This is a genomic window from Nocardioides sp. L-11A, assembly GCA_029961745.1.
GTDB lineage: Bacteria > Actinomycetota > Actinomycetes > Propionibacteriales > Nocardioidaceae > Nocardioides.
Genome location: CP124680.1, coordinates 2,845,289 through 2,870,432, shown reverse-complemented (window position 1 = coordinate 2,870,432; position 25,144 = coordinate 2,845,289). Strand labels below are relative to the sequence as shown.

Sequence of the window (25,144 nt, the reverse complement as noted above, 5' to 3'; positions counted from 1 at the left end):
CCTCAGCCCCGGTGGTGCTGCTTGCGCCGGGCGGCGTAGCGCCCGTCGTGGTGCTCCAGCACGAGCGGCATGCCGAAGGTCGCCGACAGCGCCTCGGGCGTCAGCGTCTCCTCGAGCGGCCCCTGCGCGACGACCCTGCCGTCGCGCAGCATCATCACGTGGGTGAACCCGGGCGGGATCTCCTCGACGTGGTGCGAGACCAGCACGGTCGCCGGCGACAGCGGGTCGTAGGCCAGCACGGACAGGGTCGAGACCAGGTCCTCCCGTCCGCCGAGGTCCAGGCCCGCGGCGGGCTCGTCGAGCAGCAGCAGCTCCGGGTCGGTCATCAGCGCCCGGGCGATCTGCACCCGCTTGCGCTCCCCCTCGCTGAGGGTGCCGTAGGTGCGGTCCGCGAGCGGCGCCACGCCTACCTCACGCAACAGTGCGTCGGCCCGGTCATGGTCGACATCGTCGTACTCCTCGCGCCACCGCCCGAGCACGGCGTACGACGCCGTCAGCACCAGGTCGCGCACCGTCTCGTTGCGCGGGATCTGCTCGGCGACGGCGGCGCTGGAGACGCCGATCCGCGGGCGCAGCTCGAAGATGTCGACCGTGCCGAGCAGCTCGCCGAGAAGCCCGACCGCGCCGGAGGTCGGATGCAGCTGGGCGCCGGCGATCTGCATGAGGGTGGTCTTGCCGGCTCCGTTGGCCCCGAGCAGGATCCAGCGCTCGCCCTCGCGGACCACCCAACTGACCCGGTCGAGCAGGGTGGACTGGCCTCGTCGTACGGTCACCTCGGCGAGCTCGAGCACGGCGGACATGGAGGCCACCCTATCCAGAGCGGACCAGTAGGGTCGGCGGGTGAGCGCCCTCCCCGTATCTGCCCGGCTGGCCTGGTGGGGAACGGCCTGGCTGCGCGGTCGGATCGGCCCCGACGAGCTCGTCGACGCCGTCCACGGCGACGACGTGACCCATGTCGTCGTCTCCCCCGACGGCCCGTCCTCGCTGCTCCTCGAACTCGCCGCGGCCCGCAACGAAGGGGCCGACGGCGTGGCCGCCGCCTTCCCGGCACCGGGCGACCCGGCCGGCGTGCGGGGGCCGCGGGAGCTGACGACCGCGGCGATCGAGGCGGGCGAGGTGGTGCTGCTACCGGGCGTCGGGCTGGTCCCCCGGCAGGTCGGCCGGGCGGTCGAGTGGCGGGTGCTGCCGGCCGAGCGCCGACCACCGCCCGACCTCGGCGACGCGGATCGGCAGCTGCGGGCGGCCCTGCTCGCGACGGCCAACACGCTCGCCGAGCTCGACGTGGCCCGGTGGCAGCCGCGGGTCGCCGACGAGCTGCACGACCTGCGGGCCGGCGTACGCCTGGTCGCTCCGCCGGGCACGCCGTCGCGGTGCGTGGACCTCGCGGGCCGGGCCCTCCACCTCGAGGCGGTCGTCGAGCTCGCCCTGCGCGACGACGGCGGGGCCCTCTCCGCGGCCGCCGGGACCGCGCGCCGGGCGTCCCTGGAGCCGCTGGAGCGTGCCGCGCGTCACGCCCTCACGGCGGCCTGCTCGCCCGACGGCTGGCCGCCGCCCTCCGACGACACCCGGCAGCGGTAGCCTGCACCCCGCCATGAGCCCTCACGATGCAGCGGACGACACCCTCCTCATCACCGTCACCGGCACCGACCGCCCCGGCGTCACCTCCGCGGTCCTCGAGAGCCTCGCCGGGTCCGGGGTCAGCGTCGTCGACCTCGAGCAGATCCTGATGCGGGGCCGCCTGGTGCTGGGCGTCCTGGTGACGGCGCCGCGCGACCGCAAACGGCTGCGGCGCCAGCTGGGCGCGAGCATGGAGGCGCTCGGCATGAGCGTCGACATCGAGAAGGGCTCGGGAGACAACCGCTCCCGGCACCGCGACCGCGCCCACGTCACCGTGATCGGGGCGCCGCTGAAGGCGTCGGCCATGGCGGCCATCGCCGGCCGGATCGCCGACTGCGGCGGCAATATCGACCGGATCGAGCGGATGGCGCGCTACCCCGTGACCGCCATCGAGCTGGACGTCTCCGGTGCCCGGCCGGACCGACTGCGCCAGCTCCTGGCCGGCGACGCCGCGGCGCACGGCATCGATGTCGCGGTGCAGCCGGCCGACCTGCTGCGCCACGGCGTCCGGTTGATCGTGATGGACGTCGACTCGACCCTGATCCAGGGCGAGGTGATCGAGATGCTGGCCGAGCACGCCGGCTTCGGGCCCGAGGTCGCCGACGTCACCGAGCGGGCGATGCGCGGCGAGCTCGACTTCGAGCAGTCGCTGCGGGCGCGGGTGAAGCTGCTGGCCGGCCTCGACGCGTCCGTCCTGGACGAGGTGTACGACGCCATCGTGGTGAACCCCGGCGCCCGCACGATGGTGCGCACGCTGCGTCGCCTCGGCTACCGGTTCGCGATCGTGTCCGGCGGCTTCAGCCAGATCACCGACCGGCTGGCCGACGACCTCGGCATCCACCGGTCCCGGGCCAACACGCTCGAGATCGTCGACGGCAGGCTGACCGGCGAGGTGGTCGGCGCGGTCGTCGACCGGGCCGGGAAGGCGCAGGCGCTGCGCGAGTTCGCTGCCGACCTCGGCGTACCGGAGGACGCGACGATCGCGATCGGGGACGGTGCCAACGACCTCGACATGCTGGCGGCCGCGGGGCTCGGCATCGCCTACAACGCCCGGCCGGTGGTGCGCGAGGCCGCCGACACGGCGCTCAACGTGCCCTATCTCGACGCGATCATGTACCTGCTCGGCATCACCCGCGAGGAGATCGAGGCGGCCGACGCCGCGGCCGGGATCGTCACGCCGGCCCCGCCGCTGGGCTGAGCGGTGCAGGAATCGCCGGTCGACCGGCGATTCTGTCACTTGTCGGGCGTTGCAACGCCCGACAAGTGACAGTAATGCCCGTCGAGTCCCGGTTCCGGACGTCAGACCCGGCCCACCTCGAAGGCGACCAGCCGCCCCGCCATGGCCGCGACGTCCTCCCACGGGCCGGCGATCTCGAACACTGCCGCGGCGCCCGTCGGGAAGGTGCCGAGCTCGACCACGCCCGATGCCTCACCCTCGCCGTCGTCGAGCAGCTGCACGAGCATCGCCATGGTGGGGTTGTGGCCGACCACGACCACGGTAGCTGCCTCCGCCGGCGTGGTGTGCACCAGCTCGAGCACGCCGTCCTCGTCGGTGCCGTAGAGGCTCCCGTCGACGGTCGGTGCGAGGTCCCAGCCGGCGCCCGCGGACAGGACGTCCCAGGTCTCGCGGGTGCGGGCGGCGTACGACACGTAGGCGATGTCGGGTGCGATCCCTTGCTCCGCGAGCCACCGGCCGAGGGCGTGTCCGTCAGCCCGGCCCCGCTCGCTCAGCACGCGCTCGACGTCGGAGGGGGCGAGCTGCTCGGCCTTGGCGTGTCGGACGACGACGAGCCGCCGTTGCTTCTCCACCCGTGCATGGTAGTGCTGTGACGCAGTACGGGCCCACCCACATCATCCCGCTCGCGGTGTTCGCGGCCGGGCTGGTGGCCGTCGTGCTCCTGGGCCGCCGGCACGCGTCGTACGACGGGCCGACCCGGTTCAGCCGCGCCTGGGCGGTGCTCGTCCCGCTGACGACGGTGCCCTTCCAGCTCGTCGACCTCGCGTTCAACTTCGAGCTGGGCGTGACCCTGCCACTGCATCTGTGCGACCTGGCCTGGATCGCCGCGACCTGGGCGCTGTGGACGCACCGGCCGCTGCCGGTGGCGCTGACCTTCTTCTGGGGACTGACCCTGACCGTCCAGGGCATCGTGACCCCCTCGCTCAACGAGGACCTGCCGCACCCGCGCTACTTCGCCTTCTGGGCGCTGCACCTGCTCATCGTGCTCGCGGCGGTGTACCTCGTCGTCGGGCTGCGCCTGGTGCCCCGCTGGCGCGACTACCGGTCGGCGGTCGCCGTCACGCTGGCGTGGGCGGCCGGGACCTACCTGTTCAACCTGGTCGCCGACACCAACTACGGCTACCTCATGCGCAAGCCCGGCCGCTCGCTCCTCGACCTGCTCGGGCCGTGGCCGTGGTACGTGGTCGAGGAGATAGCGATCGTGCTCGCGGTGTGGGCGCTGATGACGCTCGGCGCCCGACGGTGGCTGCGGCGTACCGGGTAGGGGTCAGGCGCCCATCGCGTGGAAGCCGCCGTCGACGTGGACGATCTCCCCGGTGGTGGCCGGGAACAGGTCCGAGAGCAATGCGCAGACCGCCTTGGCGGTGGGCTCCTGGTCGGTGTTGTCCCAGCCGAGCGGCGACTTGGTCGTCCACATCGACTCCAGGTCCTCGAAACCCGGGATGGCCTTCGCCGCGAGCGTCCGCAGCGGACCGGCTGAGACCAGGTTGACCCGGATCCCGTCGCCGCCCAGGTCGCGGGCGAGGTAGCGGTTGGTCGACTCCAGGGCGGCCTTCGCGACACCCATCCAGTCGTAGACCGGCCACGCGACGCTGGCGTCGAAGGTCAGCCCGACGATCGATCCGCCGGACGCCATCAACGGGCGGCAGGCCACGGCAAGCGACTTCAGGGAGTACGCCGAGACCTGCACGGCCTGCGCGACGTCCTCCCACGGGCCGTCCAGGAACTTGCCGCCGAGCAGCGTCTCCGGGTTGCCGTAGGCGATCGAGTGGACGACACCGTCGAGCGTCGCGTCCGGGCCCAGGGCCTCGCGGACGGCGTCCGGCAGCGCGGCGAGGTGCTCGGTGTCGGTGACGTCGAGCTCGATGACCGCGGGTAGCTCGGGGAGCCGCTTGACGATGCGGCGGGTGATCCGCAGCGCCTGGCCGAAGTTGGAGACCAGGACCGTGGCGCCCTGCTCCTGCGCGAACTTCGCGACCGCGAAGCCGATCGAGGTGTCGAGGGTGACACCCGCGACGAGGATGTTCTTGCCTGCGAGGATTCCGGTCATCGTCAGTGCCCCATTCCCAGTCCGCCGTCCACGGGGATCACCGCGCCGGTCACGTATGCCGCCTCGGGGCTGGCGAGGAACAGCACCGCCCCGGCGATCTCGGTCGGGTCGGCGTACCGGCCCAGGGGGACCTGGCTGCGGATCCCCTCCTTCTGCTCGTCGCTCAGCACCGCGGTCATGTCGGTGTCGACGTACCCGGGCGCCACGACGTTCGCCGTGATCGAGCGCGGCCCGAGCTCACGCGCCAGCGAGCGCGCCATGCCGACCAGGCCGGCCTTCGACGCGGCGTAGTTGACCTGGCCCGGTGAGCCGAGCAGGCCCACCACGCTGGAGATGAAGATGATCCGGCCCTTCCGCTGACGCAGCATGCCCTTCGCGGCGCGCTTGGCCAGGCGGAAGGACGCGGTCAGGTTGGTGTCGATGACCGACGACCAGTCGTCCTCGGACATGCGCAGCAGGAGCGTGTCCTTGGTGATGCCGGCGTTTGCGACCAGCACCTCGACCGGGCCGTGCGCCTCCTCGGCGGCGGCGAACGCGGCCTCGACGGCCGCGGCATCGGTGATGTCGGCCTTGAGCTCGAGTGCACCGTCCGGCGCGCCTCCGCTCCGGGTCGTGACGGCGACCTTGTCGCCCGCGGCGATGAAGGCCTCGGCGATCGCGCGGCCGATGCCGCGGTTGCCTCCGGTGACGAGGACGGAACGTGGTTGGCTCACGCTCTGTGACGCTAGTGGCGCAGATGGCTGGGCCTCACCGGCGGCAGGCACCAAGATCCCGGCCCTGCGTTGTAGGACCCCGACAAACGGCTCCGTATCGGGTGGGTCGGGATCGCTGCGGTTTGGTCCCAAACCGCAACAATTCGGGGGTCCGGCATGCGGTTTGGGACCAAACCGCAACGGCATGGATCCGGCTCCGGAGGCAGACCCACCAAAAGCAGACCTGCGAGAAGGTCGCGGCCTACTCGTCGTCCTCGAGCCGGAACCCGATCTTCATGGTGACCTGGAAGTGCTCGACGGAGCCGTCCTTGATCTGGCCCCGCACCTGGGTGACCTCGAACCAGTCGAGGTGGCGCAGGGTCTGGCCAGCGCGCTCGACGCCGTTGCGGACGGCCTGATCGATGCCCTCCGGGGAGGTGCCGACGATCTCACTGACGCGGTAGGTGCGATTCGACATGCCAGCAGCGTACTCAGCGGGGCACCGGCGTAGGCTGAGGGCCATGGACGCCATCCGCATCACCACGGCCGGCTCCAGCCCCCAGGACGACCTGGCCCGGCGGCAGAAGAAGTACGTCATCGCGATGACGATCCGGACCCTGTGCTTCGTCGGCGCGGCGATCAGCGGCGCGGCCGGCCTGCACTGGCTGTGGCCGATCCTGATCGCGGGCGCGATCATCCTGCCGTACGTCGCCGTGGTGATGGCCAACGCCGAGGACAGCCGCACCACGTCGCTGCCGCTCACCGGCGGTGGCGACCCGCAGCGCCAGCTCGGCCCGGGTGACCAGCCCGAGCACACCGACCAGGACGCCGAGGATCGCGAGCACGAGGATCGCGGGCATGGAGCCTGACGTCTGCTCGGCCAAGGGCTGTCGGCAGCCGGCCGCGTGGCAGTTGCGGTGGAACAACCCCAAGATCCACACGCCGGAACGTCGCAAGACCTGGCTCGCCTGTGCGGCACACCGGGAGTCGCTCGCAGCCTTCCTCGGGGCGCGCGGCTTCCTGAAGGAGACCGTCCCCCACCCTTGACTTGCCGCATCCTCACGGTTGAGTTGACCCTTTCCAACACTTGAGTTGCCGCAAGGTCGCCGCCGAGTTTCGGAACGTGCCGTTCTCTCTCCACAGGTGGGTCGCCGAGCATCCCTGTCCACAGTCGTCCGGTTGTCCGCCCGCCCGTCCTCCCGGAACGGAGAGCGTCGTCGGATGGACATCGACGACTTTCCGACCACGCCCTTCCACCTCAGCGAGGCAGTCGAGCACGGTCTGACGCACGACCAGGTCTGGCGCGGCGTTGCGACCGGTCTCCTGGTTCGACTCGGGTCCGGCACCTACCGGCGTGTCGATACGCCCGACTCGGTCGAACTGCGAGCTCGAGCCGTGCGCTGCGCGGTGGCCGCCGACCAGATCCTCGTCGATCGGACCGCCGCCTGGCTCCATGGCGTCGATGTCCACACCTTCGCCGAGAGCGACCTGCCCGCCGCCGTCGAGACGTGCTCGCTGCGCGGCCATCGCGCAACACGCCGTCGCGAGCTCAGCGGCCGACAGCGTGACCTGCTCCCGGCCGACGTCGTGGAGCTGGACGGCCTGCGGGTCACCTCACCGATCCGCACCGCCCTGGACCTCGGCTGCCACCTTCACCGCCGTGACGCGTTCGCCGCGATGTGCCTCCTCGCCCGGTTACACGGCTTCACCAGCGCCGACCTGGCGAGCGAACTGCCGAGGTACCGACGTCGCCGGGGCGTCCTCCAGTGCCGGCCGCTCACCGCGCTCGTCGAACCGCGCGTCGAGTCCCACCGCGAAGCGTGGGTGCTGCTGGAGATCCTGGACGAGGGCCTGCCAAGGCCCGAATCTCAGTGGTGGATCGAGATCGACGGCGTGCCGACGTACCGGCTCGACTTCGCCTACCCATCCGCCCGCGTGTGCGTCGAGTACGACGGCGAGGAGTTCCACGACCTGATCGACGAACAGCGCGAGTACGACATCGCACGACGCCGCTGGCTCCGTGAGCACGGTTGGGTAGTGATCGTCGTCAAGCGCGGCGACTTCAGCGGCACGGCCCGCACGCGCTGGATCCGTCGGCTCGAGGCAGCCCTGGCGCCGACGTACACGAACCGCCGTTGGACGAAGTGGTGACTCAACAACTGGGAACCGGCAACTCAGCGGCTGGGAACCGGCAACTCAACGGCTGGGAACCGGCAACTCAACGGTCAGGATGGGGAAACTCAACCACCGATGGCGGACATGGGCCGGTCAGGCTGCAGGAAGCTCGGGTCGTCGATGCCGTGACCGGGCAGCTTGCCCCACATCGCGACCCGCCAGCGCTCGGCGAGCTCCTCGTCGTCGGCACCGGCGCGCATCGCCACCCGGAGGTCGGACTCGGAGCGGGCGAAGAGGCAGTTGCGGACCTGGCCGTCGGCGGTGAGCCGGACCCGGTCGCAGTCGCCGCAGAAGGGGCGGGTGACGGAGGCGATCACGCCGACCGTGGCGGGACCGCCGTCGACGAGGAACAACTCGGCGGGGGCGCTCCCCCGGGGCTCGGCCGCGGGAGAGAGCCGGAAGGCCGCGGAGAGCGACGCCAGGATCTCGTCGGCGGTGACCATGGCGTCACGGTCCCAGCCGTGCTGGGCGTCGAGCGGCATCTGCTCGATGAAGCGCAGGTGGTAGCCGCGCTCGAGGCACCAGGTGAGCAGCTCGGGCGCCTGGTCGTCGTTGACGCCGCGCAGCAGCACGGCGTTGACCTTGACCGGCCCGAGGCCGGCGGCCTCCGCCGCGGCGAGGCCCTCGACGACGTCGGTGAAGCGGTCGCGCCGGGTGATCTGGTGGAAGGTCTCGCTGCGGACCGTGTCGAGGCTGACGTTGGCCCGGCTCAGCCCCGCCTCGGCGAGCGCGTGGGCGGTGCGGGCCAGGCCGAGGGCGTTGGTCGTGATCGACATCTCGACGCCGGGGTCGAGCGCGCGCACCCGGCGCACGATGTCGACCAGGCCGCGGCGGACCAATGGCTCGCCGCCGGTGAACCGGACCTCGTCGACGCCCAGCTGCCGGACCGCGACGCCGATGAGGCGCACCACCTCGTCGTCGGTGAGCTGGTCCTCGGACGGCAACCAGTCGAGGCCCTCGGGCGGCATGCAGTAGGTGCACCGCAGGTTGCACCGGTCGGTCAGCGAGACACGGAGGTCCGTCGCGATCCGTCCGTGCTGGTCGAGGAGAGGCTGCACCCCATCAGTCTAGGCACGCCGGGGTCGTGGCTACCGTTGTCCCGTGTTCTCCTGGCTGTCCTCGTGGCGCTTCCTGCTCAGTCGCCGCTGGGTGCTCTTCCTCGTGGCGATCATCGTCGTCGGCTGGGCGACGTGGTGGCTCGGCGAGTGGCAGTTCGGCCGGCTCGAGGACCGCAAGGACCGCAACGCCGTCGTCCGCGCCAACGAGGACCGCGCGCCGGCCGAGGTCGGCGAGGTGCTCGCCCCGGGCCGGAAGGTCGGCGAGGAGGACGAGTGGCGGGTGGTCACCGCCACCGGCGAGTACGACCGCGACGACACCGTCGTGGTCCGCTACCGCACCCGCAACGGCTACCCGGGCGTCGAGGTGGTCGTCCCTCTCGTCACCGCGGACGGTACGACGCTCCTGGTCGACCGCGGCTGGTTCGGCACGGACGATCCGCTGATCAAGGGCGCCGCGCTCCCCGCCCCGCCGGCGGGCCAGGTGACGATCACCGGCTGGGTCCGGGCCGACGGCACCGGCAAGAGCACCGCGGTCGACGACCACTCGACCCGGGCGATCGCGAGCGGCCCGATCGGCGAGGCCATCGACCGGGAGGTCTACACCGGGTTCGTCGCCCTCAAGGCCGAGGACCCGTCGCCGGCCGAGGAGCTGGCGGCCGTGCAGCTGCCCGAGCTCGACGAGGGCCCGCACTTCTTCTACGGCCTGCAGTGGTGGTTCTTCGGCGTCCTGGCGTTCGGCGGCTTCCTCTACCTCGCCTGGGACGAGCGACGCCTCGGCCCGCGCGGTGAGCGCACGGGCACGAAGCGCCGCTCGGGCGGCCCGTTCTCGCGTCAGAGCGGGCGGAGCAGCCCGCCGTCGACGGGCAGCATCACCCCGGACAGGTACGACGCCGCGGGCGACAGCAGGAACGCCGCCACCCGGCCGAACTCCTCGGGCAGGCCGTAGCGCCGCAGCGGGATCTGGGCCGACATCTCGGCGCGAGCCCGCTCGGCGTCGCCACGGGCCGCGTCGAGCTGGGCGACCCGTTCGGTGCCGATCCGGCCGGGCAGCAGCCCGTTGACCCTCACCCCACACGGACCGAGCTCGTCGGCGAGGGTCTTGGCCGCCATCGCCAGGCCCGGCCGCAGGCCGTTGGAGATGGCGAGGTCGATGATCGGCTCGCGGACGCTGGTCGACAGCACGAACGCGATGGAGCCGCCATCAGGTGAGGCGCCGAGCACCGCCCCGACCTCGCGGGCGAGCCGGACCGCGCCGAGGAAGACCGTGCCGAACGCAGCCGTCCACTGCTCGTCGGTCATCTCGGTGATCAGCCCCGCGGGCGGCCCGCCCACGCTGATCAGGACACCGTCCACCCGACCCCAGGCGTCCTGCGCCGCGCCGAGCAGCGCCGCCGGCGTACCGGGGTCCGCATTGTCGGCGACCACGCCTCGGGCGCTCCCGTCACCGCCGAGCGCGGCCACGGTCGCCTCGACGGCCGCGGCGTCGCGGCCCGACACGACGACCCGGGCACCGTCCGCGACCAGCGCCTCCGCCGTGGCGCGACCCAGTCCACGGGTCGCGCCGGTGAGCAGGTAGACGCGGTCCTTCAACTGCAGGTCCATCAGGAGCCCTCCATCGACTCGATCTCCTCGGCGATCCTCGACACCGGTACGACGTCCGGCGCACCCTTGCGCGCGGCATCGGCCGTGTGGTCGTCCGGCTGCCGCTGGCTCTCGCGCTCGGCCTCGACGCGCTTGAGGTAGTGCTCGACCTCACGCGCGGTCTGGTCGGCGTCCCAGCGCAGGTGCCCGCGCACCAGGTCGGCCACGTGCGGCGCGGCGCCGACCCCGCGGTCGAAGGTCTCGAACGAGACCCGCAGCCGCCGGGTGAGGATGTCGTCGAGGTGCCGCGCGCCCTCGTGGGTGACGGCGTAGACCGCCTCGGCCTTGAGGTAGTCCTCGGCGCCCGGCAGCGGCTCCCCCAGCTCGGGCTCGGCGGCGATCAGGTCGAGCACCTCCAGCACCAGCGACCCGTAGCGCTCCAGGAGGTGCTCGACGCGGTTGATCGCCAGCCCGGACTGGGCGGCGAGCGCGCGGCGCTGGTTCCACAGCGCCTGGTAGCCGTCGGCGCCGACGAGCGGCACCCGCTCGGTCACGCACTCCCCCGCCCTGCGGCCCAGCACGGTCTCCAGGCCGTGGACGGCCTCGTCGACGGCGTCGGCCGCCATCACCCGGTAGGTCGTGTACTTGCCGCCCGCGACGACGACGAGCCCGGGCACGCTGTGGGCCACGGCATGCTCGCGCGAGAGCTGGGAGGTGGCCTCGGACTCGCCGGCCAGCAGCGGCCGGAGACCGGCGTACACCCCCTCGACGTCGTCGCGGGTCAGCGGCACCTCCAGCACCCGGTTGACGTGCTCCAGCAGGTAGTCGATGTCGCTGCTGCTCGCCGCCGGGTGGTCCTTGGACAGCTCCCAGTCGGTGTCGGTGGTGCCGATGATCCAGTGCCGCTTCCACGGGATCACGAAGAGCACGGACTTCTCGGTGCGCAGGATCAGCCCGGTCTCGCCGCGGATCCGGTCGCGCGGCACCACCAGGTGGATGCCCTTGCTGGCACGCACCTTGAACTGGCCGCGCTCGCGCGCCATCGCCTGGGTCTCGTCGGTCCACACACCGGTCGCGTTGATCACCTGGGAGGCCCGGATCTCGAAGCGGTGGCCGGTCTCGAGGTCGATCACCTCGGCGCCGACGACCCGCTCGCTCTCCTTGACCAGTCCGAGCACGCGGGTGCGCGACGCCACGGCCGCGCCGTACGTCGCCGCGGTGCGCGCCAAGAACATCGTGTGCCGCGCGTCGTCGACCTGGGCGTCGTAGTAGCGGATCGCGCCCACGAGCGCGTCCTTGCGCAGTGAGGGGAACGCCTTGCGCGCACCGCGCCGGGTCAGGTGCTGGTGCAGCGGCAGACCGTCGCCGTAGCCGCTCGCCTTGGACAGCGCGTCGTACATCGCGACGCCGGTGCCGGCGTACCAGCGTTCCCAGCCCAGCCCGGTCAGCGGGTAGAGGAAGGGCACCGGACGGACCAGGTGCGGGGCCAGGCGCTGCATGAGCAGGCCGCGCTCCTTGAGCGCCTCGGCCACCAGCCGGAAGTCCAGCATCTCCAGATAGCGCAGGCCGCCGTGGATCAGCTTGGAGCTGCGGCTCGACGTGCCGGAGGCGAAGTCGCGCGCCTCGACGAGCCCGACCGTCAGGCCCCGGGTGGCCGCGTCGAGCGCGGCGCCGGAGCCGACCACACCTGCGCCGATGACCAGCACGTCGAGGTGCTGTGTGGCGAGGCGCTTGAGGGCGGCGCTGCGGGCCCGCGGGGAGAGCGCGGCGGGATTCATCGGCCCACCTCCACCCAGTCGAGGGTGCGTTGCACGGCCTTCCGCCACTGGGCGTACCCGGCGGCGCGGCGGTCCTCGTCCCACTGCGGCTCCCAGCGGGTGTCCTCGCGCCAGTTGCTGCGCAGCTCGTCGGTGTCGCGCCAGTAGCCGACCGCCAGCCCCGCCGCGTACGCCGCCCCCAGCGCCGTCGTCTCCGGCACCACCGGCCGCGACACGGGTACGCCGAGCACGTCGGCCTGGATCTGCATGCACAGGTCGTTGAGGGTGACCCCGCCGTCCACCTTGAGCACCTCCAGCTCGACCCCGGAGTCGGCCGACATCGCCTCGATGACGTCGCGCGACTGGTAGCAGATCGCCTCGAGGGTCGCCCGGGCGACGTGGGCGTTGGTGTTGAACCGGGACAGTCCGACGATCGCGCCGCGGGCGTCGGAGCGCCAGTAGGGCGCGAACAGGCCGGAGAAGGCAGGGACGAAGTAGACGCCGCCGTTGTCCTCGACCTGCCGGGCCAGGGACTCGGACTCGGCCGCTCCGCTGATGATGCCGAGCTGGTCGCGCAGCCACTGCACGGCCGATCCGGTGACCGCGATGGATCCCTCCAGGGCGTAGACGCAGGGCCCGTCGCCCAGCTGGTAGGCCGGCGTCGTCAGCAGGCCGGCGCGGGAGCGGACGATCTCGGTGCCGGTGTTGAGGAGCATGAAGTTGCCGGTGCCGTAGGTGTTCTTGGCCTCGCCCGGCGCGAAGCAGACCTGCCCGACCGTCGCGGCCTGCTGGTCGCCGAGGATCCCGGTGATGGGCACCTCGCCGCCGAAGGGACCACGGGCCCGCGTCACGCCGTACGGCGTAGTCGCCGACGACTCCCGGATCTCCGGCAGCATCGCCCGGGGCACCCCGAAGAAGCCCAGCAGCTCGTCGTCCCAGTCCAGGGTCTCGAGGTCCATCAGCATGGTCCGCCCGGCATTGGTGACGTCGGTGACGTGCACGCCGCCGTCGGGCCCGCCGGTGAGGTTCCACAGCACCCAGGTGTCGGGCGTGCCGAACAGCACGTCGCCACGTTCGGCACCCTCCCGCGCCCCGGAGACGTTCTCGAGGATCCACTGCAGCTTGCCACCGGAGAAGTACGTCGCCGGGGGCAGTCCCGCCCGGTGCCGGATCACGTCGCCGCGACCGTCGCGGTCGAGGGCGGCGGCGATCGCGTCGGTCCGGGTGTCCTGCCACACGATCGCGTTGTGGAGCGGACGGCCGGTGCGGCGATCCCACACGATCGTCGTCTCGCGCTGGTTGGTGATCCCGATCGCGGCCAGGTCCTCCGGGCCCAGGCCCGCCTTGCCGAGCGCGGTCTGCACGACCGCGGACGTGCGCTCCCGGATCTCGACCGGGTTGTGCTCCACCCAGCCCGCGCGGGGCAGGATCTGCTGGTGCTCGAGCTGGTGGCGGGCGATCTCGGTGCCGTCGTGGTCGAACACCATGAAGCGGGTGCTCGTCGTCCCCTGGTCGATCGCCCCCACGAAGCGTGCCTCAGCCATGGCCACCACCCTAGAGATCCCGTCCACAGGTGTCGCCTGCTGCGCGCCGCGACGCACGCACGCTGGCGGCGTTGCGGCCGCTCGACGTGCAACCAGCATGCCTTCGCGTCCGCGCCTTGCCATCGCACGCGCCTCGCGACGCTCGCGACGCCGCCTCCTGTGAACGGGATCTCCTAGGCTGAGAGCCATGCCAGCCGTCGCCGCCCGCGCCATCGACCTCCACAAGCGCTACGGCGCGGGCGACTCCGAGGTCCGCGCCCTCGACGGGGTCTCGCTCGACATCGCCGCCCGGGAGTTCACGGCGATCATGGGGCCCTCCGGATCGGGCAAGTCGACCCTCATGCACTGCCTCGCCGCCCTCGACACGCCGACGTCCGGCGAGGTGCAGATCGGCGAGGTCATCCTGTCCCGGCTGCGTGACAAGGCGCTCACCGCGCTGCGGCGCGAGCAGGTCGGCTTCGTGTTCCAGGCGTTCAACCTGGTCCCGACCCTCACCGCGCGGGAGAACATCCTGCTGCCGCTGAGCCTCGCGGGGCGCCGGCCCGACCAGGAGTGGTTCGACACCGTGGTCGACACCGTCGGACTGCGGGACCGACTCGGGCACCGCCCCTCGCAGATGTCGGGCGGCCAGCAGCAGCGCGTGGCCTGTGCCCGCGCCCTGGTGAGCAAGCCGTCCATCGTGTTCGCCGACGAGCCGACCGGCAACCTCGACAGCACGTCCGGCGCCGAGGTCCTCGGGTTCCTGCGCCGCAGCGTCGACGAGTTCGACCAGACCATCGTGATGGTCACCCACGACCCCGTGGCGGCGTCGTACTGCGACCGCGTGGTGTTCCTCGCCGACGGCCGGATCGTCGACGAGATCCGCTCCCCCGACCGGGAGCAGATCCTCGAGCACATGACGGCGCTGCAGGCCGCGGCCGTGCGCGGGCAGGCCTGACGTGCTGCGGCTGACCCTGCGCACGCTTCTCGCGCGCAAGGTGCGGCTGCTCATGAGCGGCCTGGCGATCGTCCTCGGGGTCGCCTTCCTCGCCGGCGTCCTCGTGTTCAGCAACGCGCTGTCGGCGACCTTCGACAGCATCATCAACGGCTCCACACCCGACGGCGTGGTCCGTGCACAGGACACCGACGAGTTCAGCGGTGGCGTCGGCGGGCAGTCGGCTCAGGCGATGACACCCGAGGTGGTGGCGAGCCTCGCGGCCCTGCCCGAGGTGGCGCGGGCCGACGGCGACGTCGCGGGCGCCGGCCTCAACCTGCTCGCCAGCGACGGCACGCTCGTCGGCGGCACCGGCGCCCCGACGCTGTCGTTCAACTACCACGACGGGCCCAACATGCGCGGCGAGCAGGCACTGCTCCTCGAGAGCGGCAGCTGGCCCACCGCCGACGGCGAGATCGTGCTCGACCGGCGCGCCGCGGAGTCGGGCGGCTACGCCCTCGGCGACGAGGTCAAGCTGCTCGCGCCCTTCGGCGAGCTCAACCGCACGGCCCGACTCGTCGGCATCGCCGAGTTCAACGGCGGCGGCACGGCCGGGGCCACTCTGTTGATCTTCTCGACCCACGAGGCCCAGGAGATCTTCTATCAGGGGCGCGACGTCTACAACCGGATCAGCCTCACCGCGGCCGACGGGGTCACCCAGAAGGAGCTGGCTGCCGCCGCCGGCCGGGTGCTGCCGCCCGGCTTCGAGGCGGTCACCGGGACCCAGGTGGCGAACGACTCGCAGGACGCCGTGGGCGGCTTCCTCGACGTCATCACGATCTTCCTCACCGTCTTCGCCATCATCGCCGTCCTCGTCGGTGGCTTCATCATCGTCAACACCTTCTCCATCCTCGTGGCCCAGCGCAGCCGCGAGCTGGCGCTGCTCCGCGCGCTCGGGGCGTCTCGTGGCCAGGTGACCCGCTCGGTCCTGGTGGAGGCGTTCGTGCTGTCGCTGGTGTCCTCGACCCTGGCGATCGGCCTCGGACTGCTCCTCGCCCGGGGGCTCGCCGCGATGTTCCGCTCCTTCGGGCTCGACATCGCCGGTGGCGCGCTCGACCTGACCGGTGACACCGTCCTGACCAGCTACCTGGTCGGCGTGGGCGTGACCATGGTGGCGGCGTACCTCCCGGCGCGCCGGGCGGGCCGGGTCCCCCCGGTCGCCGCGATGCGCGCCGACGCGACCTCGGAGCGGTCCTCGCTGCGCCGCCGCACGGTCATTGGCGGCCTGGTCCTCGCGGCCGGAGCCGGCTTCGCGGCGTACGGCGTCGCCGACTCCGACGCGTTGTGGATCGGGGTCGGCGCGGTCCTGTGGATCCTGACCGTCGCCGCCCTCAGCCCGGTGCTCGGCAAGCCGGTGCTGGCCGGGTGCCGCACGCTCTTCGCCGGGCTGTTCGGCGCCACCGGTCGCCTGGCCGGCGAGAACGCCCTGCGCGATCCGCGGCGCACCGGCGCGACGGCCTCCGCCCTCATGATCGGCCTCGCCCTCGTCTCGACCATCGGCGTGCTCGCCGCCTCGCTCAACGCCTCCGTCGACGACGTCGTCGACGAGCAGTTCACCGCGGACCTGCTCGTCCAGAGCCCGACCTTCCTGCCCTTCTCGACCGAGATCGGCGATCGGATCGCGGACACCGACGGCGTCGGCGTGATGACCCGGCAGCAGTTCACCTCCGCCCGGTACGACGACGGGTCGGTCTTCGTCACCGGTGTCGACGACCGCTTCACCGATGTCTTCGACCTCGACGTCGTCACCGGGACCGACCGCCTCAGCGGCGACGAGGCGGTCGTGACGACCGACTTTGCCGAGGAGCACGACCTCGTGGTCGGCGACCCCCTGGAGCTGTCCTTCCCGGGCGCGCTGCGGCTGCGGACCACGGTCGCCGGCGTCGTCGAGGCGAGCGAGGTGACCTCCGAGGTCACCGTGCCGCTCGACTCCCTCGCCGAGGCCGGCGTGCTCCGCCAGGACACCTCGATCGGGATCCTGCTGGCCCCCGGTGCCGACCCCCGGGCCGTCCACGACCGGGTCGACGAGGCGGCCACGCCGGCGCCGATCGTCGGGGTCTACGACAAGACGGAGTTCGCCGACGAGATCCGCGGCCAGGTCAACCAGCTGCTCTACATCATCTACGGCCTGCTCGCCCTCGCGATCGTCATCGCGGTGATCGGCATCGTCAACACGCTCGGGCTCAGTGTCATCGAGCGCACCCGCGAGATCGGGCTGCTGCGGGCGGTCGGCATGAGCCGGCCCAAGGTGCGCCGGATGGTGACCCTCGAGTCGGTGACGATCGCGGTGCTCGGCGCGGTGCTCGGCATGGCGCTGGGTCTCGTGGTCGGCACCCTCCTGCAGCGTGCCCTCGCCGAGGACCTGACGAGCCTCGGGCTGCCTGTCGCGCAGCTCGTCGCCTTCCTGGTCGTGGCGATCGTGGTCGGCGTCCTGGCCGCCGTCATCCCGGCGATCCGGGCCGCGCGGCTCGACGTACTCGACGCGATCGCGAACGAGTGACGGAGCCGGTGGGGACGGTCAGGCCAGCGCGACCAGGTCGGCGTAGTCGGGGCTCCACAGGTCCTCGACCCCGTCGGGGAGGATCAGCACCCGGTCGGGCTCGAGCGCGTGCACGGCGCCCTCGTCGTGGGTGACCAGCACGATCGCGCCCTCGTAGCGGCGGATCGCGTTGAGGACCTCCTCGCGGGAGGCCGGGTCGAGGTTGTTGGTGGGCTCGTCGAGGAGCAGCACGTTGGCGGCGGAGACGACCAGCGAGGCCAGCGCGAGCCGGGTCTTCTCGCCGCCGGACAGGACCCCGGCCGGCTTGTGCACGTCGTCGCCGGAGAACAGGAACGAGCCGAGCACCGAGCGGGCCTCGGTGTCGGTCAGCTCGGGCGCGGCGGACTGCATGTTCTCCAGCACCGTGCGGCCGACGTCGAGCGTCTCGTGCTCCTGGGCGTAGTAGCCGACCTTGAGCCCGTGGCCGGCGACGACCTCGCCCGTGTCGGGCTTGTCGACGCCGGCCAGGATGCGCAGCATCGTGGTCTTGCCGGCGCCGTTGAGGCCGAGGATGACCACCCGGGAGCCCTTGTCGATGGCCAGGTCGACGGCGGTGAAGATCTCCAGCGCGCCGTACGACTTCGAGAGGTCGTGCGCGGACAGAGGGGTCTTGCCGCAGGCGGCCGGGGTCGGGAACTTGATCGCCGCGACCTTGTCGGCCTGCCGCTCCCCCTCGACGCCCTCGAGGAGGCGCTCGGCCCGCTTGAGCATCTGCTGGGCGGCGCTCGCCTTGGTGGCCTTGGCCCGCATCTTGTTGGCCTGGTCGGTGAGCGTCTTCGCCTTGTTCTGGGCGTTCATCAGCTCCCGCTTGCGGCGGGCCTCATCGGTCTCGCGCTGGGTGAGGTAGTTCTTCCAGCCCATGTTGTAGACGTCGATGACCGACCGGTTCGCGTCGAGGTGGAGGACCTTGTTGACGGTCTCCCCCAGTAGCTCGTTGTCGTGGCTGATCACGATGAAGCCGCCCTTGTAGGACTTCATCCAGTCCCGCAGCCAGGTGATCGAGTCGGCGTCGAGGTGGTTGGTCGGCTCGTCGAGGATGAGCACCTCGGCGCTGGAGAAGAGGATGCGAGCCAGCTCGACCCGGCGGCGCTGGCCGCCCGACAGGGTCCCGAGCGGCTGGTCCATCAGCCGGTCGGGGATCCCCAGGCTCTGCGCGATCTGCAGCGCCTCGGTCTCGGCGGCGTAGCCGCCGCCCGCGTCGAGCTCGTCCTGGGCGCGCTGGAAGCGCCGGAACGCCTTGTCGCGCTCGTCGGGGTCGTCGGAGGCCATCGCGATCTCGGCCGCGCGCATCCGGCGTACGGCGTCGTCGAGCCCGCGGGCGGACAGGATCCGGTCGCGGACGATCACCTCGGGGTCGCCGACCCGGGGATCCTGGGGCAGGTAGCCGAGCTCGCCGCTGTTGGCGACCGAGCCGCCGGCCGGCAGCACGTCGCCGGCCAGCACCTTGGTCAAGGTCGTCTTGCCGGCGCCGTTGCGGCCCACCAGGCCGACTTTGTCGCCGGGGCCGACGCGGAAGCTGACGTTCTCCATGAGGAGTCGCGCACCGACGCGTACCTCGAGTTGGTGCACCGTGATCATGACCTGCTGATCCTCCCACGGCGGATCGACACCCCCGAAAACGCCGCCGCCTGCAATAGGGTGCTGCCGTGGTGCGATTCAATCCGAAGGCACGCCTCGACCGGTCCCGGGTCCGCGACGCGGGCCGCGGTGGCGGCGGGGGCACGGGCGGTGGCCTCGGCGGAGGCGGCATGCGGCTGCCGATCCCCACCGGCAAGGGCGGCATCGGCAGCCTCGTCGGCGTGATCCTGGTCGTGGTCGTGACCCTCCTGCTCGGCGGCAATCCGCTCAGCGGGGGCGGTGGGGACGGCGGGCTCGGCAACGTCTACTCGCCGTCGCGTCTCAGTGACCAGCAGCAGGGCAGCGAGAGGTACGCCGGTTGCACCACCGGCGAGGACGCCAACAACAGCCAGGACTGCGCCCGGGTCGCGATCGAGAACTCGCTCACCGACTACTGGGACGCGGAGCTGGGCGGGAAGTTCCGACCCGAGCAGGCCATGGTCACCTTCACCGGGTCGGTCAACACCGGCTGCGGTGCGGCCTCGTCAGCGGTCGGGCCGTTCTACTGCCCCAGCGACGAGACGATCTACCTCGACACCACCTTCTTCGACGACGTCCTCGAGGGCCAGCTCGGCGGCCCCGACGGCAGCTTCGTGGAGTTCTACGTGCTCGCCCACGAGTACGGCCACCACATCTCGAACCTCCTCGGCTACATGGGCCAGGTGCGCAGCCAGGACACCGGCCCGCAGAGCGACGGCGTCCGCCTCGAGCTCCAGGCCGACTGCTACGCCGGGCTGTGGGCCAACCACGCCACCACGACCGAGGACGCGTCCGGCAACAAGCTGATCCTGGACCTGACCCAGGACGACATCACCGAGGCCATCGACGCGGCCAAGGCGGTCGGCGACGACTACATCCAGAAGCGCAGCGGCGGTCGCGTCAACGAGGAGGCCTGGACGCACGGCTCGTCCGAGCAGCGTCGGAAGTGGTTCATGATCGGCTACCAGCAGGGCAGCCTGCAGGCCTGCGACACCTTCGCCGCCGATCGGGTCTGACCCTGCGGGGCTAGAGCTCGAGCAGGGCCTCCATGTGCCCGAACGTGCGCTGGAGCGCTCGCAGGTGGGGTGCGACCGCGGGGTGGCGGTACTTGCCGGCGAGGGCTCCCTCGCCCCCGGCGACCCGGGAGAGCGCCCACTCGGCCCGGCTGAGCGCCGTGTAGACGGCGACGACCTGCGCACCGCGGACGACCTCGTCGCGCCCGGCGACGCCGTCGGGCAGGCCGAGCAGGTAGGCGTCGAGGAGGGGCTCGAACTCCTCGCGGGACGACAGCGACAGGTAGCCCAGGTCTCCGCCGACCGGGCCGTGCCCGAGTGTCCCCCAGTCGATGGCCACCGCGTCGTCCTCCTCGCGGCCGGGCAGGTTGGCCGGGGTCGGGTCGCCGTGCTGCGGCACCTGGGGCAGGTCGTCGAGCAGGGTGAGCATCCGTTCGCGGTGGGTCCACAGGTGCTCGGCGACGTCGGCGACCGTCGTACGGGCGAGCGTCGGCCAGCCGCCGCGTCGCGCGACCCGGGAGAGCCGGTCGCGGAACAGCCCGGTCGCGAGGAAGGTGGGGTGCCCGAGGGACGCACCGGCGAAGCGACCGAGCGAGAGGGCGAGGAAGAGCCCGCTCGACGCGGCGTCCTCGACCCAGTCCCGGACGATGGTGACGCCGTCGTCGTCCTCCTCGACCGCCGCGCCCGCCGACTGCAGGCCGGGTGTCGCGGTCGTGAGGCCCGTCAGCAGGACGTCCGCCTCGCGCCGCCAGTACCCGGCGTGCGTGCGCTCCGCGAGCACGGCCGGATCGCCCGGCGCCGGAGCGCCGAGCCTCTTCACCACCACGGGCCGCCCGCCGAGTGCGGTCCGCCACACGCCCACGGTGGAGGTCCCGGTGCCACCGGGAAGCGCCACCCAGTCGGGCTCGGGCTGCCACATGCCGCTGAAACTAGCCGATGTGGTGCACGCGGGAGCGCCACCACGCGGAGGTCAGCGGGGCGAAGGCGGCACCGACGCGGCCCGCACTGCGCCCGCTCGCACCTCCGCGAGCGGGTCCCGCCCGCGCCAGCTGCCGTGCGCGGCGACGGGGCGGAGGCGGACGAAGAGCGGGTGGTCGATGCGCTGCTCCTCCTCGAAGCGACGGCGCACCGGGTCGTGGCTGCCGGCACCGTAGGCGAAGCGGGTCATCGCCGCCCGGGAGCGCCACAGGGTGAAGGTGCCGAACCCGAGTGGTCCGTCCATGAGCCCGAGTCGGAAGGTCTCGTCGGGGTTGTCGTCGAGGTCGCGCAGCACCTGTCGGTTGCCCCGAACGAAGGCCGGCACGCTGCGCGGGCGGAGGAAGCCCAGGGTGAGCACGGCCAGTGGCTCGTCGCCCGGGACCCGCTCCGCGCTGTTGCTCTCGGGCCGCCAACCGTGCCAGTCGCCGCGCAGCACGCGAACCGTATCGAGCGCGACCGCCCACGACTCGGTAGCGCCCTCGGTGTACGACGCCGGCCAGGCCGGGTCCGCGAAGCAGGCGTCGCGCGCGGCGCGGTCCTCCCACCCGACCAGCAGCGCCGTGCACCGGGGCCGCGGCAGGCCACCGGTGCTGGCGCGCAGGTCGACGTTGGGCATCAGCCGGGCCAGGGCGACCCCGGGCGTGCGGTCGGTCTCGGCCTGCAGGCAGCGGCGGTGCCGCCAGCGGTGCGGTAGGTCGCGGACCCGGTGCTCGACGAGATGCAGCGACATCGTCATGACGCCCTGCGCTGCAGGAGGTAGAGGCCGTGACCGACCGGACCGGCCAGCCAGGTGAGCAGCAGCGCGAGCCGCGCGGTCCGGCCGCGGTCCAGCGCGTCCTCCCAGATCCACTGCCCGATCAGCAGATCGAAGGTGAGGTAGTGCGACCAGGCCGCGAGGAACAGGTCGCCGTCGGTGAGCTGGCGGCGCAGCGCGTCGGGATCTCCGAAGTCCGGCAACTGCCGGTTGCGGACCATGCTGCGGCCCAGCAGGCCGGCATAGCCGAGGGAGAGGCCCGCATGGAGGGGAACCGCCCGTCGTACGAGTGTCCGGGTCAGGCGGGAGCGCGGCAGGACGATCATGGCGAGCCAGAGCGGGACCACGCCGGCGTTCATGGCGCCGTAAGCGCCGCGTCGGGCGCTGTCGAGCGGAGTCGGGGACATGAGTGCTCCTTCGTGCCTAGGGGACGTGCGGCGGCGCCAGCCAGCCCTCGATCACGGCCCACGCCGCGGCGGCGGGATCGGCCTCGGGAGGGAGCTGGCCGGCGGTCATCAGCGCAGCGAGCCCGTGCACCTGGGCCCAGAGCGAGGCGATCACGGTCACCTCGTCGGCGGCGCGGAACGCGCCGCCGACCAGCGCCCGTCGTACGGCGTCGGACACGCCGGCGATCGCCCCCGCCCGCGCCGCGTCGAGCTCCGGGGTCGGGGTGAGACCCACGGCGCTGTCGGTGAACATAGCCTCGTAGAGGCGGGGGTGGTCCAACGCCCACTGGACGTAGCGGGCGCCGAGGCCGGCGATGTCGGTCACCGGGTCGTCGCTGACCGGCTGGGCGGCCTGCTCCGCCCCGAAGGCGGCGAACGCGCCGATCAGCACGGCCCGGTGCAGGGCCTCCTTGCTGCCGAACAGGGCGTAGACGGCCGCCGTCGACGTGCCGGCCCGTCGCGCGACATCGCGCAGGGCCAGTGCCGCCATCCCGTGCTCGGCGACGGTGTCCAGCGCGCGGGCCACGATCCGCTCACGCAGCTCGGCGGTGTGGGTGCGGGGGCGGGCCATGGCCGAACGCTAATCCGAACGTCGTTATATAACAAGGTTCGAATTGCTGGCGGTCACCCGATGTCCCGCGCCCGGAAGCGCCACCACGCCACCGCCAGCAGGACCGCGGCGACCGCACTGAGGCCGCCCGCGCTCCCCCAGCTCCAGGCGTCGGACGGCAGCGACGGCACGTGGGAGTACGGCGAGAGCCCGGTCAGCCAGGCCGGGAGCTCCAGCAGGTCCCCGACGAGACCGAGAGTCAGGAAGGCCGCCGGCCAGGCCCAGACCAGGCCCGACCAGCGCAGTCCGGCGGCGAGCGACAGCACGGCCAACGCTCCGACCACCCAGGCGGCGGGGGCCCAGGCGAGTGCCGCGAGGAGCAGGTTCCCGATCCCGGGACCGTCTGCGGCGACGTACCCGATCCAGAGACCGAGGCCGGTCACGGCGAGCAGCCAGGCCGTGCCCACGAGCGCGAGCGTCGCGGAGGCGGCGAACCAGCGTCCGCGGCTGGTGGCCGTGGCGAGGACCAGCTCGGCCCGCCCGTCCTCCTCGTCGCGGCCGGCGTGACTGACGACCGTGACCGCGAAGTAGGTGAGCACGACGGCCACGATCGACAGGATCGCGGCCACCAGCGCGCCGCCCAGCTCGTCGATGATCGACTGCGCGACCTCGGAGTCGAGCAGGTCGCCGATGCCGGGGGCGATCATGCCGAACACCACGCCCAGGACCCCCGCGGCCACCGTCCACAGGACCAGCGTCGCGGCGTGCACCTTGACCGCGAGGGCGAAGGCATCGGCCAGCCGTGGCGCGCCGGTCCGCGGGCCGGGCCGGGTCGGCACCAGTCCGGAGCCGAGGTCGCGCCGCGAGCGCAGCCGGAAGGCGAGGCCGGCCAGTGCGGCCGCCACCAGGCCGTAGCAGGGAAGCAGCCACCAGCGCACCTCGCCGTACGCGCGGACCTGGGTGTTCCAGCCCAGTGGCGACAGCCAGCTCACCCACCCCGGGCCGGTGTCGCCCACCGCGCGCAGCACGAAGAGCAGGCCGACGACGCCGGCGGCGTACGCCGCGCAGGTGCGAGCGCTCGCCGACAGCTGGGCCGTGACGGCGCCGATGCCGGACGCCACGAGCGCCGTCCCCGCCCAGAGGGCGCCGAAGGCGAGGGAGCCGACGAGGTCCAGGCCCGCGAGCGTGTTCCCGAGCGCGGTCAGCAGGCCGAGGGCGACGGCCAGCAGGAGCGCTTCGACCCCGGTCGCGACCAGTGCGGCGTGCCGGCCGACGGCGGTGCCCCCGAGCAGCTCGGTGCGGCCGGTCTCTTCCTCGACGCGGGTGTGGCGCCGCACCACCGCGACGAAGAGCACCGCGACGAAGACGGCGTACAGGACGGTCATCTTGGTCATCGCCAGCTCCCCCTCGCTGGCGACGTCGAGGACCGGGCCGTAGAGCGCGACGATCGCGGGGCTGGCGTTGATGGCCTCGGCCGCGCGGACCCGGTCGGCCTGGTCGGCGTACAGGCCCGGGGTGGCGGCGGCCGACGCGATGCTCATCAGGACCAGGACCGCGAGCCCCACCGGCGCGAGGATCCGGTCCTGGCGCAGGCCGAGGCGCAGGAGCAGCGCCGAGCCCGCGGTCGAGCTGCTCACCGGGCCGCACCCGCCCGGTCCCGATAGGCGTCGAGGAAGAGCTCCTCGAGGCTGGGCGGGGCGCTGGTGAGGGCCGTGACGCCGGCGCCGGTCAGCGCCGCGAGGACCGCGGGCAGGCCGTCGGGGTCCACGGTGCAGCTCACCTGGGAGCCGTCGACCGCCAGGTCGTGGACGCCCGGCGTCCCGGCGAGGTCGGGCGCGGCGCCGCTGAGCGTCGCCACGATCCGGCTCCGGCTGAGGTGGCGCAGGTCGGTGAGGCGGCCGCTCTCGACGACCGCGCCCTCACGGATGATGGTGACCCGGTCGGCGAGCCGGTCCACCTCGGTGAGGATGTGGCTCGACAGCAGGACCGTGGCGCCGCGCGCGGTCTGCTCGGCGACGCAGTCGTTGAAGACCTGCTCCATCAGGGGGTCGAGGCCCGAGGTCGGCTCGTCGAGGATGAGCAGGTCCGGATCGGTCGCGAACGCCGCGACCAGCGCGACCTTCTGGCGGTTGCCCTTGGAGTACGCGCGGCCACGCTTGGTCGGGTCGAGCGAGAAGCGCTCGATCAGCTCCTCGCGCCGCGAGGTCGCAGGATCGGCGCCGCGCATCCGGATCAGCAGGTCGACGATCTCGCCGCCGCTCAGGTTCGGCCACAGGCTGACGTCGCCGGGGACATAGGCCAACCGGCGGTGCAGGGTCGCGGCATCCCGCCACGGATCGCCACCGAGGATCCGGACCTCCCCCGCGTCCTTGCGCAACAGCCCGAGCAGCACCCGGATGGTCGTGGACTTCCCCGCGCCGTTGGGACCGAGGAAGCCGTGCACCTCCCCCGCCTCGACGACGAGGTCGAGCCCGTCGAGGGCGCGGAAGGCTCCGAAGGTCTTCACGAGGCCACGGACCTCGATGAGGGGACACGTCATGGACCCATCATGCACCTGTTTCAGCAATTTCTGAATCTTGTAGAA

The 25,144-nt window shown here is 72.4% G+C and carries 26 protein-coding genes; 10 read left to right on the top strand and 16 right to left on the bottom strand.

Annotated features, from left to right (window positions below; genetic code table 11):
• Nucleotides 1-2 precede the first annotated feature (2 nt).
• Entirely contained in the window at nt 3-800 is a 798-nt protein-coding gene (locus QJ852_13660) for an ABC transporter ATP-binding protein (GenBank protein ID WGX94201.1), read from the bottom strand.
• Nucleotides 801-840: 40 nt separating this feature from the next.
• Between QJ852_13660 and QJ852_13655 the strand changes: the two genes are divergently transcribed.
• Entirely contained in the window at nt 841-1,578 is a 738-nt protein-coding gene (locus tag QJ852_13655) for a hypothetical protein (GenBank protein ID WGX94200.1), read from the top strand.
• 13 nt (nt 1,579-1,591) lie between these two features.
• Nucleotides 1,592-2,815, top strand: a complete 1,224-nt coding sequence (gene serB, locus QJ852_13650) for a phosphoserine phosphatase SerB (protein WGX94199.1) — start codon at nt 1,592-1,594, stop codon at nt 2,813-2,815.
• A gap of 101 nt (nt 2,816-2,916) precedes the next feature.
• On the opposite strand, the gene QJ852_13645 is transcribed toward serB, so the two are convergent.
• The gene (locus tag QJ852_13645; GenBank protein WGX94198.1) at nt 2,917-3,426 is read right to left on the bottom strand and encodes a histidine phosphatase family protein; all 510 of its coding nucleotides are present in this window, start codon (nt 3,424-3,426) and stop codon (nt 2,917-2,919) included.
• A gap of 17 nt (nt 3,427-3,443) precedes the next feature.
• Between QJ852_13645 and QJ852_13640 the strand changes: the two genes are divergently transcribed.
• Nucleotides 3,444-4,118, top strand: coding sequence for a TIGR02206 family membrane protein (locus tag QJ852_13640; protein ID WGX94197.1), 675 nt, complete (start codon nt 3,444-3,446; stop codon nt 4,116-4,118).
• Between the two features lie 3 nt (nt 4,119-4,121).
• Here QJ852_13640 and fabI read toward each other — a convergent pair whose 3' ends face one another.
• The 3 genes from fabI to QJ852_13625 form a co-directional block, all read right to left on the bottom strand.
• The gene (gene fabI / locus QJ852_13635; protein WGX94196.1) at nt 4,122-4,904 is read right to left on the bottom strand and encodes an enoyl-ACP reductase FabI; all 783 of its coding nucleotides are present in this window, start codon (nt 4,902-4,904) and stop codon (nt 4,122-4,124) included.
• Nucleotides 4,905-4,906: 2 nt separating this feature from the next.
• Complete coding sequence (locus QJ852_13630) at nt 4,907-5,617, bottom strand: beta-ketoacyl-ACP reductase (protein WGX94195.1); 711 nt, start codon at nt 5,615-5,617, stop codon at nt 4,907-4,909.
• Between the two features lie 241 nt (nt 5,618-5,858).
• On the bottom strand, nt 5,859-6,074 hold the full coding sequence (locus tag QJ852_13625; GenBank protein WGX94194.1) for a dodecin family protein: 216 nt from the start codon (nt 6,072-6,074) through the stop codon (nt 5,859-5,861).
• A 43-nt stretch (nt 6,075-6,117) separates the two neighbouring features.
• On the opposite strand from QJ852_13625, the gene QJ852_13620 reads away from it, so the two are divergent.
• The 3 genes from QJ852_13620 to QJ852_13610 all read left to right on the top strand — a co-directional run bounded on the left by QJ852_13620 (nt 6,118) and on the right by QJ852_13610 (nt 7,747).
• Nucleotides 6,118-6,465 carry a DUF3099 domain-containing protein gene (locus QJ852_13620; protein ID WGX94193.1) on the top strand — a complete coding sequence of 116 codons (348 nt, stop codon included), beginning with the start codon at nt 6,118-6,120 and terminating at the stop codon, nt 6,463-6,465.
• Entirely contained in the window at nt 6,455-6,643 is a 189-nt protein-coding gene (locus QJ852_13615; protein WGX94192.1) for an acetone carboxylase, read from the top strand. The genes QJ852_13620 and QJ852_13615 overlap by 11 nt, the downstream gene beginning before the upstream one ends.
• A gap of 174 nt (nt 6,644-6,817) precedes the next feature.
• Nucleotides 6,818-7,747 (top strand): DUF559 domain-containing protein, encoded by a 930-nt coding sequence (locus QJ852_13610; GenBank protein WGX94191.1) that lies wholly within the window; start codon nt 6,818-6,820, stop codon nt 7,745-7,747.
• Nucleotides 7,748-7,836: 89 nt separating this feature from the next.
• Here QJ852_13610 and moaA read toward each other — a convergent pair whose 3' ends face one another.
• The gene (gene moaA / locus QJ852_13605; GenBank protein ID WGX94190.1) at nt 7,837-8,829 is read right to left on the bottom strand and encodes a GTP 3',8-cyclase MoaA; all 993 of its coding nucleotides are present in this window, start codon (nt 8,827-8,829) and stop codon (nt 7,837-7,839) included.
• A 43-nt stretch (nt 8,830-8,872) separates the two neighbouring features.
• Between moaA and QJ852_13600 the strand changes: the two genes are divergently transcribed.
• Nucleotides 8,873-9,775 carry an SURF1 family protein gene (locus QJ852_13600; protein WGX94189.1) on the top strand — a complete coding sequence of 301 codons (903 nt, stop codon included), beginning with the start codon at nt 8,873-8,875 and terminating at the stop codon, nt 9,773-9,775.
• Here QJ852_13600 and QJ852_13595 read toward each other — a convergent pair.
• From QJ852_13595 to glpK, 3 genes are read right to left on the bottom strand one after another with little or no spacing between them, the layout of a single operon-like run.
• Nucleotides 9,661-10,431 (bottom strand): SDR family oxidoreductase, encoded by a 771-nt coding sequence (locus tag QJ852_13595; protein ID WGX94188.1) that lies wholly within the window; start codon nt 10,429-10,431, stop codon nt 9,661-9,663. The genes QJ852_13600 and QJ852_13595 overlap by 115 nt on opposite strands.
• Nucleotides 10,431-12,188, bottom strand: a complete 1,758-nt coding sequence (locus QJ852_13590; protein ID WGX94187.1) for a glycerol-3-phosphate dehydrogenase/oxidase — start codon at nt 12,186-12,188, stop codon at nt 10,431-10,433. The genes QJ852_13595 and QJ852_13590 overlap by 1 nt, the downstream gene beginning before the upstream one ends.
• The gene (gene glpK, locus QJ852_13585) at nt 12,185-13,711 is read right to left on the bottom strand and encodes a glycerol kinase GlpK (protein ID WGX94186.1); all 1,527 of its coding nucleotides are present in this window, start codon (nt 13,709-13,711) and stop codon (nt 12,185-12,187) included. Before glpK ends, QJ852_13590 begins: the two co-directional genes overlap by 4 nt.
• A gap of 187 nt (nt 13,712-13,898) precedes the next feature.
• On the opposite strand from glpK, the gene QJ852_13580 reads away from it, so the two are divergent.
• Nucleotides 13,899-14,648, top strand: coding sequence for an ABC transporter ATP-binding protein (locus QJ852_13580; protein ID WGX94185.1), 750 nt, complete (start codon nt 13,899-13,901; stop codon nt 14,646-14,648).
• Between the two features lies 1 nt (nt 14,649).
• On the top strand, nt 14,650-17,184 hold the full coding sequence (locus QJ852_13575; GenBank protein WGX94184.1) for an ABC transporter permease: 2,535 nt from the start codon (nt 14,650-14,652) through the stop codon (nt 17,182-17,184).
• Between the two features lie 18 nt (nt 17,185-17,202).
• Here the strand turns inward: QJ852_13575 and QJ852_13570 are convergent, their stop codons facing one another.
• Nucleotides 17,203-18,801: an ABC-F family ATP-binding cassette domain-containing protein gene (locus QJ852_13570; GenBank protein WGX94183.1), complete on the bottom strand. Its 1,599-nt coding sequence runs from the start codon at nt 18,799-18,801 to the stop codon at nt 17,203-17,205.
• A gap of 68 nt (nt 18,802-18,869) precedes the next feature.
• Between QJ852_13570 and QJ852_13565 the strand changes: the two genes are divergently transcribed.
• Nucleotides 18,870-19,835, top strand: coding sequence for a neutral zinc metallopeptidase (locus QJ852_13565; GenBank protein WGX94182.1), 966 nt, complete (start codon nt 18,870-18,872; stop codon nt 19,833-19,835).
• Between the two features lie 10 nt (nt 19,836-19,845).
• Here QJ852_13565 and QJ852_13560 read toward each other — a convergent pair whose 3' ends face one another.
• Genes QJ852_13560 through QJ852_13535 form a run of 6 tightly spaced genes read right to left on the bottom strand, consistent with a single transcriptional unit; the run spans nt 19,846 to nt 25,099 of the window.
• The gene (locus QJ852_13560) at nt 19,846-20,751 is read right to left on the bottom strand and encodes a phosphotransferase (protein WGX94181.1); all 906 of its coding nucleotides are present in this window, start codon (nt 20,749-20,751) and stop codon (nt 19,846-19,848) included.
• A gap of 51 nt (nt 20,752-20,802) precedes the next feature.
• A complete protein-coding gene (locus QJ852_13555) occupies nt 20,803-21,546 on the bottom strand; it encodes a hypothetical protein (GenBank protein ID WGX94180.1) in 744 nt (247 codons plus the stop codon).
• Entirely contained in the window at nt 21,543-21,971 is a 429-nt protein-coding gene (locus QJ852_13550; protein WGX94179.1) for an ABA4-like family protein, read from the bottom strand. Before QJ852_13550 ends, QJ852_13555 begins: the two co-directional genes overlap by 4 nt.
• 16 nt (nt 21,972-21,987) lie before the next feature.
• The gene (locus tag QJ852_13545; GenBank protein ID WGX94178.1) at nt 21,988-22,581 is read right to left on the bottom strand and encodes a TetR/AcrR family transcriptional regulator; all 594 of its coding nucleotides are present in this window, start codon (nt 22,579-22,581) and stop codon (nt 21,988-21,990) included.
• 53 nt (nt 22,582-22,634) lie between these two features.
• Nucleotides 22,635-24,197 (bottom strand): ABC transporter permease, encoded by a 1,563-nt coding sequence (locus tag QJ852_13540; protein ID WGX94177.1) that lies wholly within the window; start codon nt 24,195-24,197, stop codon nt 22,635-22,637.
• Nucleotides 24,194-25,099, bottom strand: a complete 906-nt coding sequence (locus tag QJ852_13535) for an ABC transporter ATP-binding protein (protein ID WGX94176.1) — start codon at nt 25,097-25,099, stop codon at nt 24,194-24,196. The genes QJ852_13540 and QJ852_13535 overlap by 4 nt, the downstream gene beginning before the upstream one ends.
• Nucleotides 25,100-25,144: the final 45 nt, after the last annotated feature.

Coding starts and splice junctions, on each gene's coding strand:
- QJ852_13545 (WGX94178.1), bottom strand. CDS start 22,581: ATGGCCCGCCCCCGCACCCACACCGCCGAGCTGCGTGAGCGGATCGTG.
- QJ852_13570 (WGX94183.1), bottom strand. CDS start 18,801: ATGATCACGGTGCACCAACTCGAGGTACGCGTCGGTGCGCGACTCCTC.
- QJ852_13580 (WGX94185.1), top strand. CDS start 13,899: ATGCCAGCCGTCGCCGCCCGCGCCATCGACCTCCACAAGCGCTACGGC.
- QJ852_13560 (WGX94181.1), bottom strand. CDS start 20,751: ATGTGGCAGCCCGAGCCCGACTGGGTGGCGCTTCCCGGTGGCACCGGG.
- QJ852_13610 (WGX94191.1), top strand. CDS start 6,818: ATGGACATCGACGACTTTCCGACCACGCCCTTCCACCTCAGCGAGGCA.
- QJ852_13620 (WGX94193.1), top strand. CDS start 6,118: ATGGACGCCATCCGCATCACCACGGCCGGCTCCAGCCCCCAGGACGAC.
- QJ852_13535 (WGX94176.1), bottom strand. CDS start 25,099: ATGACGTGTCCCCTCATCGAGGTCCGTGGCCTCGTGAAGACCTTCGGA.
- QJ852_13590 (WGX94187.1), bottom strand. CDS start 12,188: ATGAATCCCGCCGCGCTCTCCCCGCGGGCCCGCAGCGCCGCCCTCAAG.
- glpK (WGX94186.1), bottom strand. CDS start 13,711: ATGGCTGAGGCACGCTTCGTGGGGGCGATCGACCAGGGGACGACGAGC.
- QJ852_13625 (WGX94194.1), bottom strand. CDS start 6,074: ATGTCGAATCGCACCTACCGCGTCAGTGAGATCGTCGGCACCTCCCCG.
- serB (WGX94199.1), top strand. CDS start 1,592: ATGAGCCCTCACGATGCAGCGGACGACACCCTCCTCATCACCGTCACC.
- QJ852_13555 (WGX94180.1), bottom strand. CDS start 21,546: ATGACGATGTCGCTGCATCTCGTCGAGCACCGGGTCCGCGACCTACCG.
- QJ852_13615 (WGX94192.1), top strand. CDS start 6,455: ATGGAGCCTGACGTCTGCTCGGCCAAGGGCTGTCGGCAGCCGGCCGCG.
- QJ852_13550 (WGX94179.1), bottom strand. CDS start 21,971: ATGTCCCCGACTCCGCTCGACAGCGCCCGACGCGGCGCTTACGGCGCC.
- fabI (WGX94196.1), bottom strand. CDS start 4,904: ATGACCGGAATCCTCGCAGGCAAGAACATCCTCGTCGCGGGTGTCACC.
- QJ852_13595 (WGX94188.1), bottom strand. CDS start 10,431: ATGGACCTGCAGTTGAAGGACCGCGTCTACCTGCTCACCGGCGCGACC.
- QJ852_13660 (WGX94201.1), bottom strand. CDS start 800: ATGTCCGCCGTGCTCGAGCTCGCCGAGGTGACCGTACGACGAGGCCAG.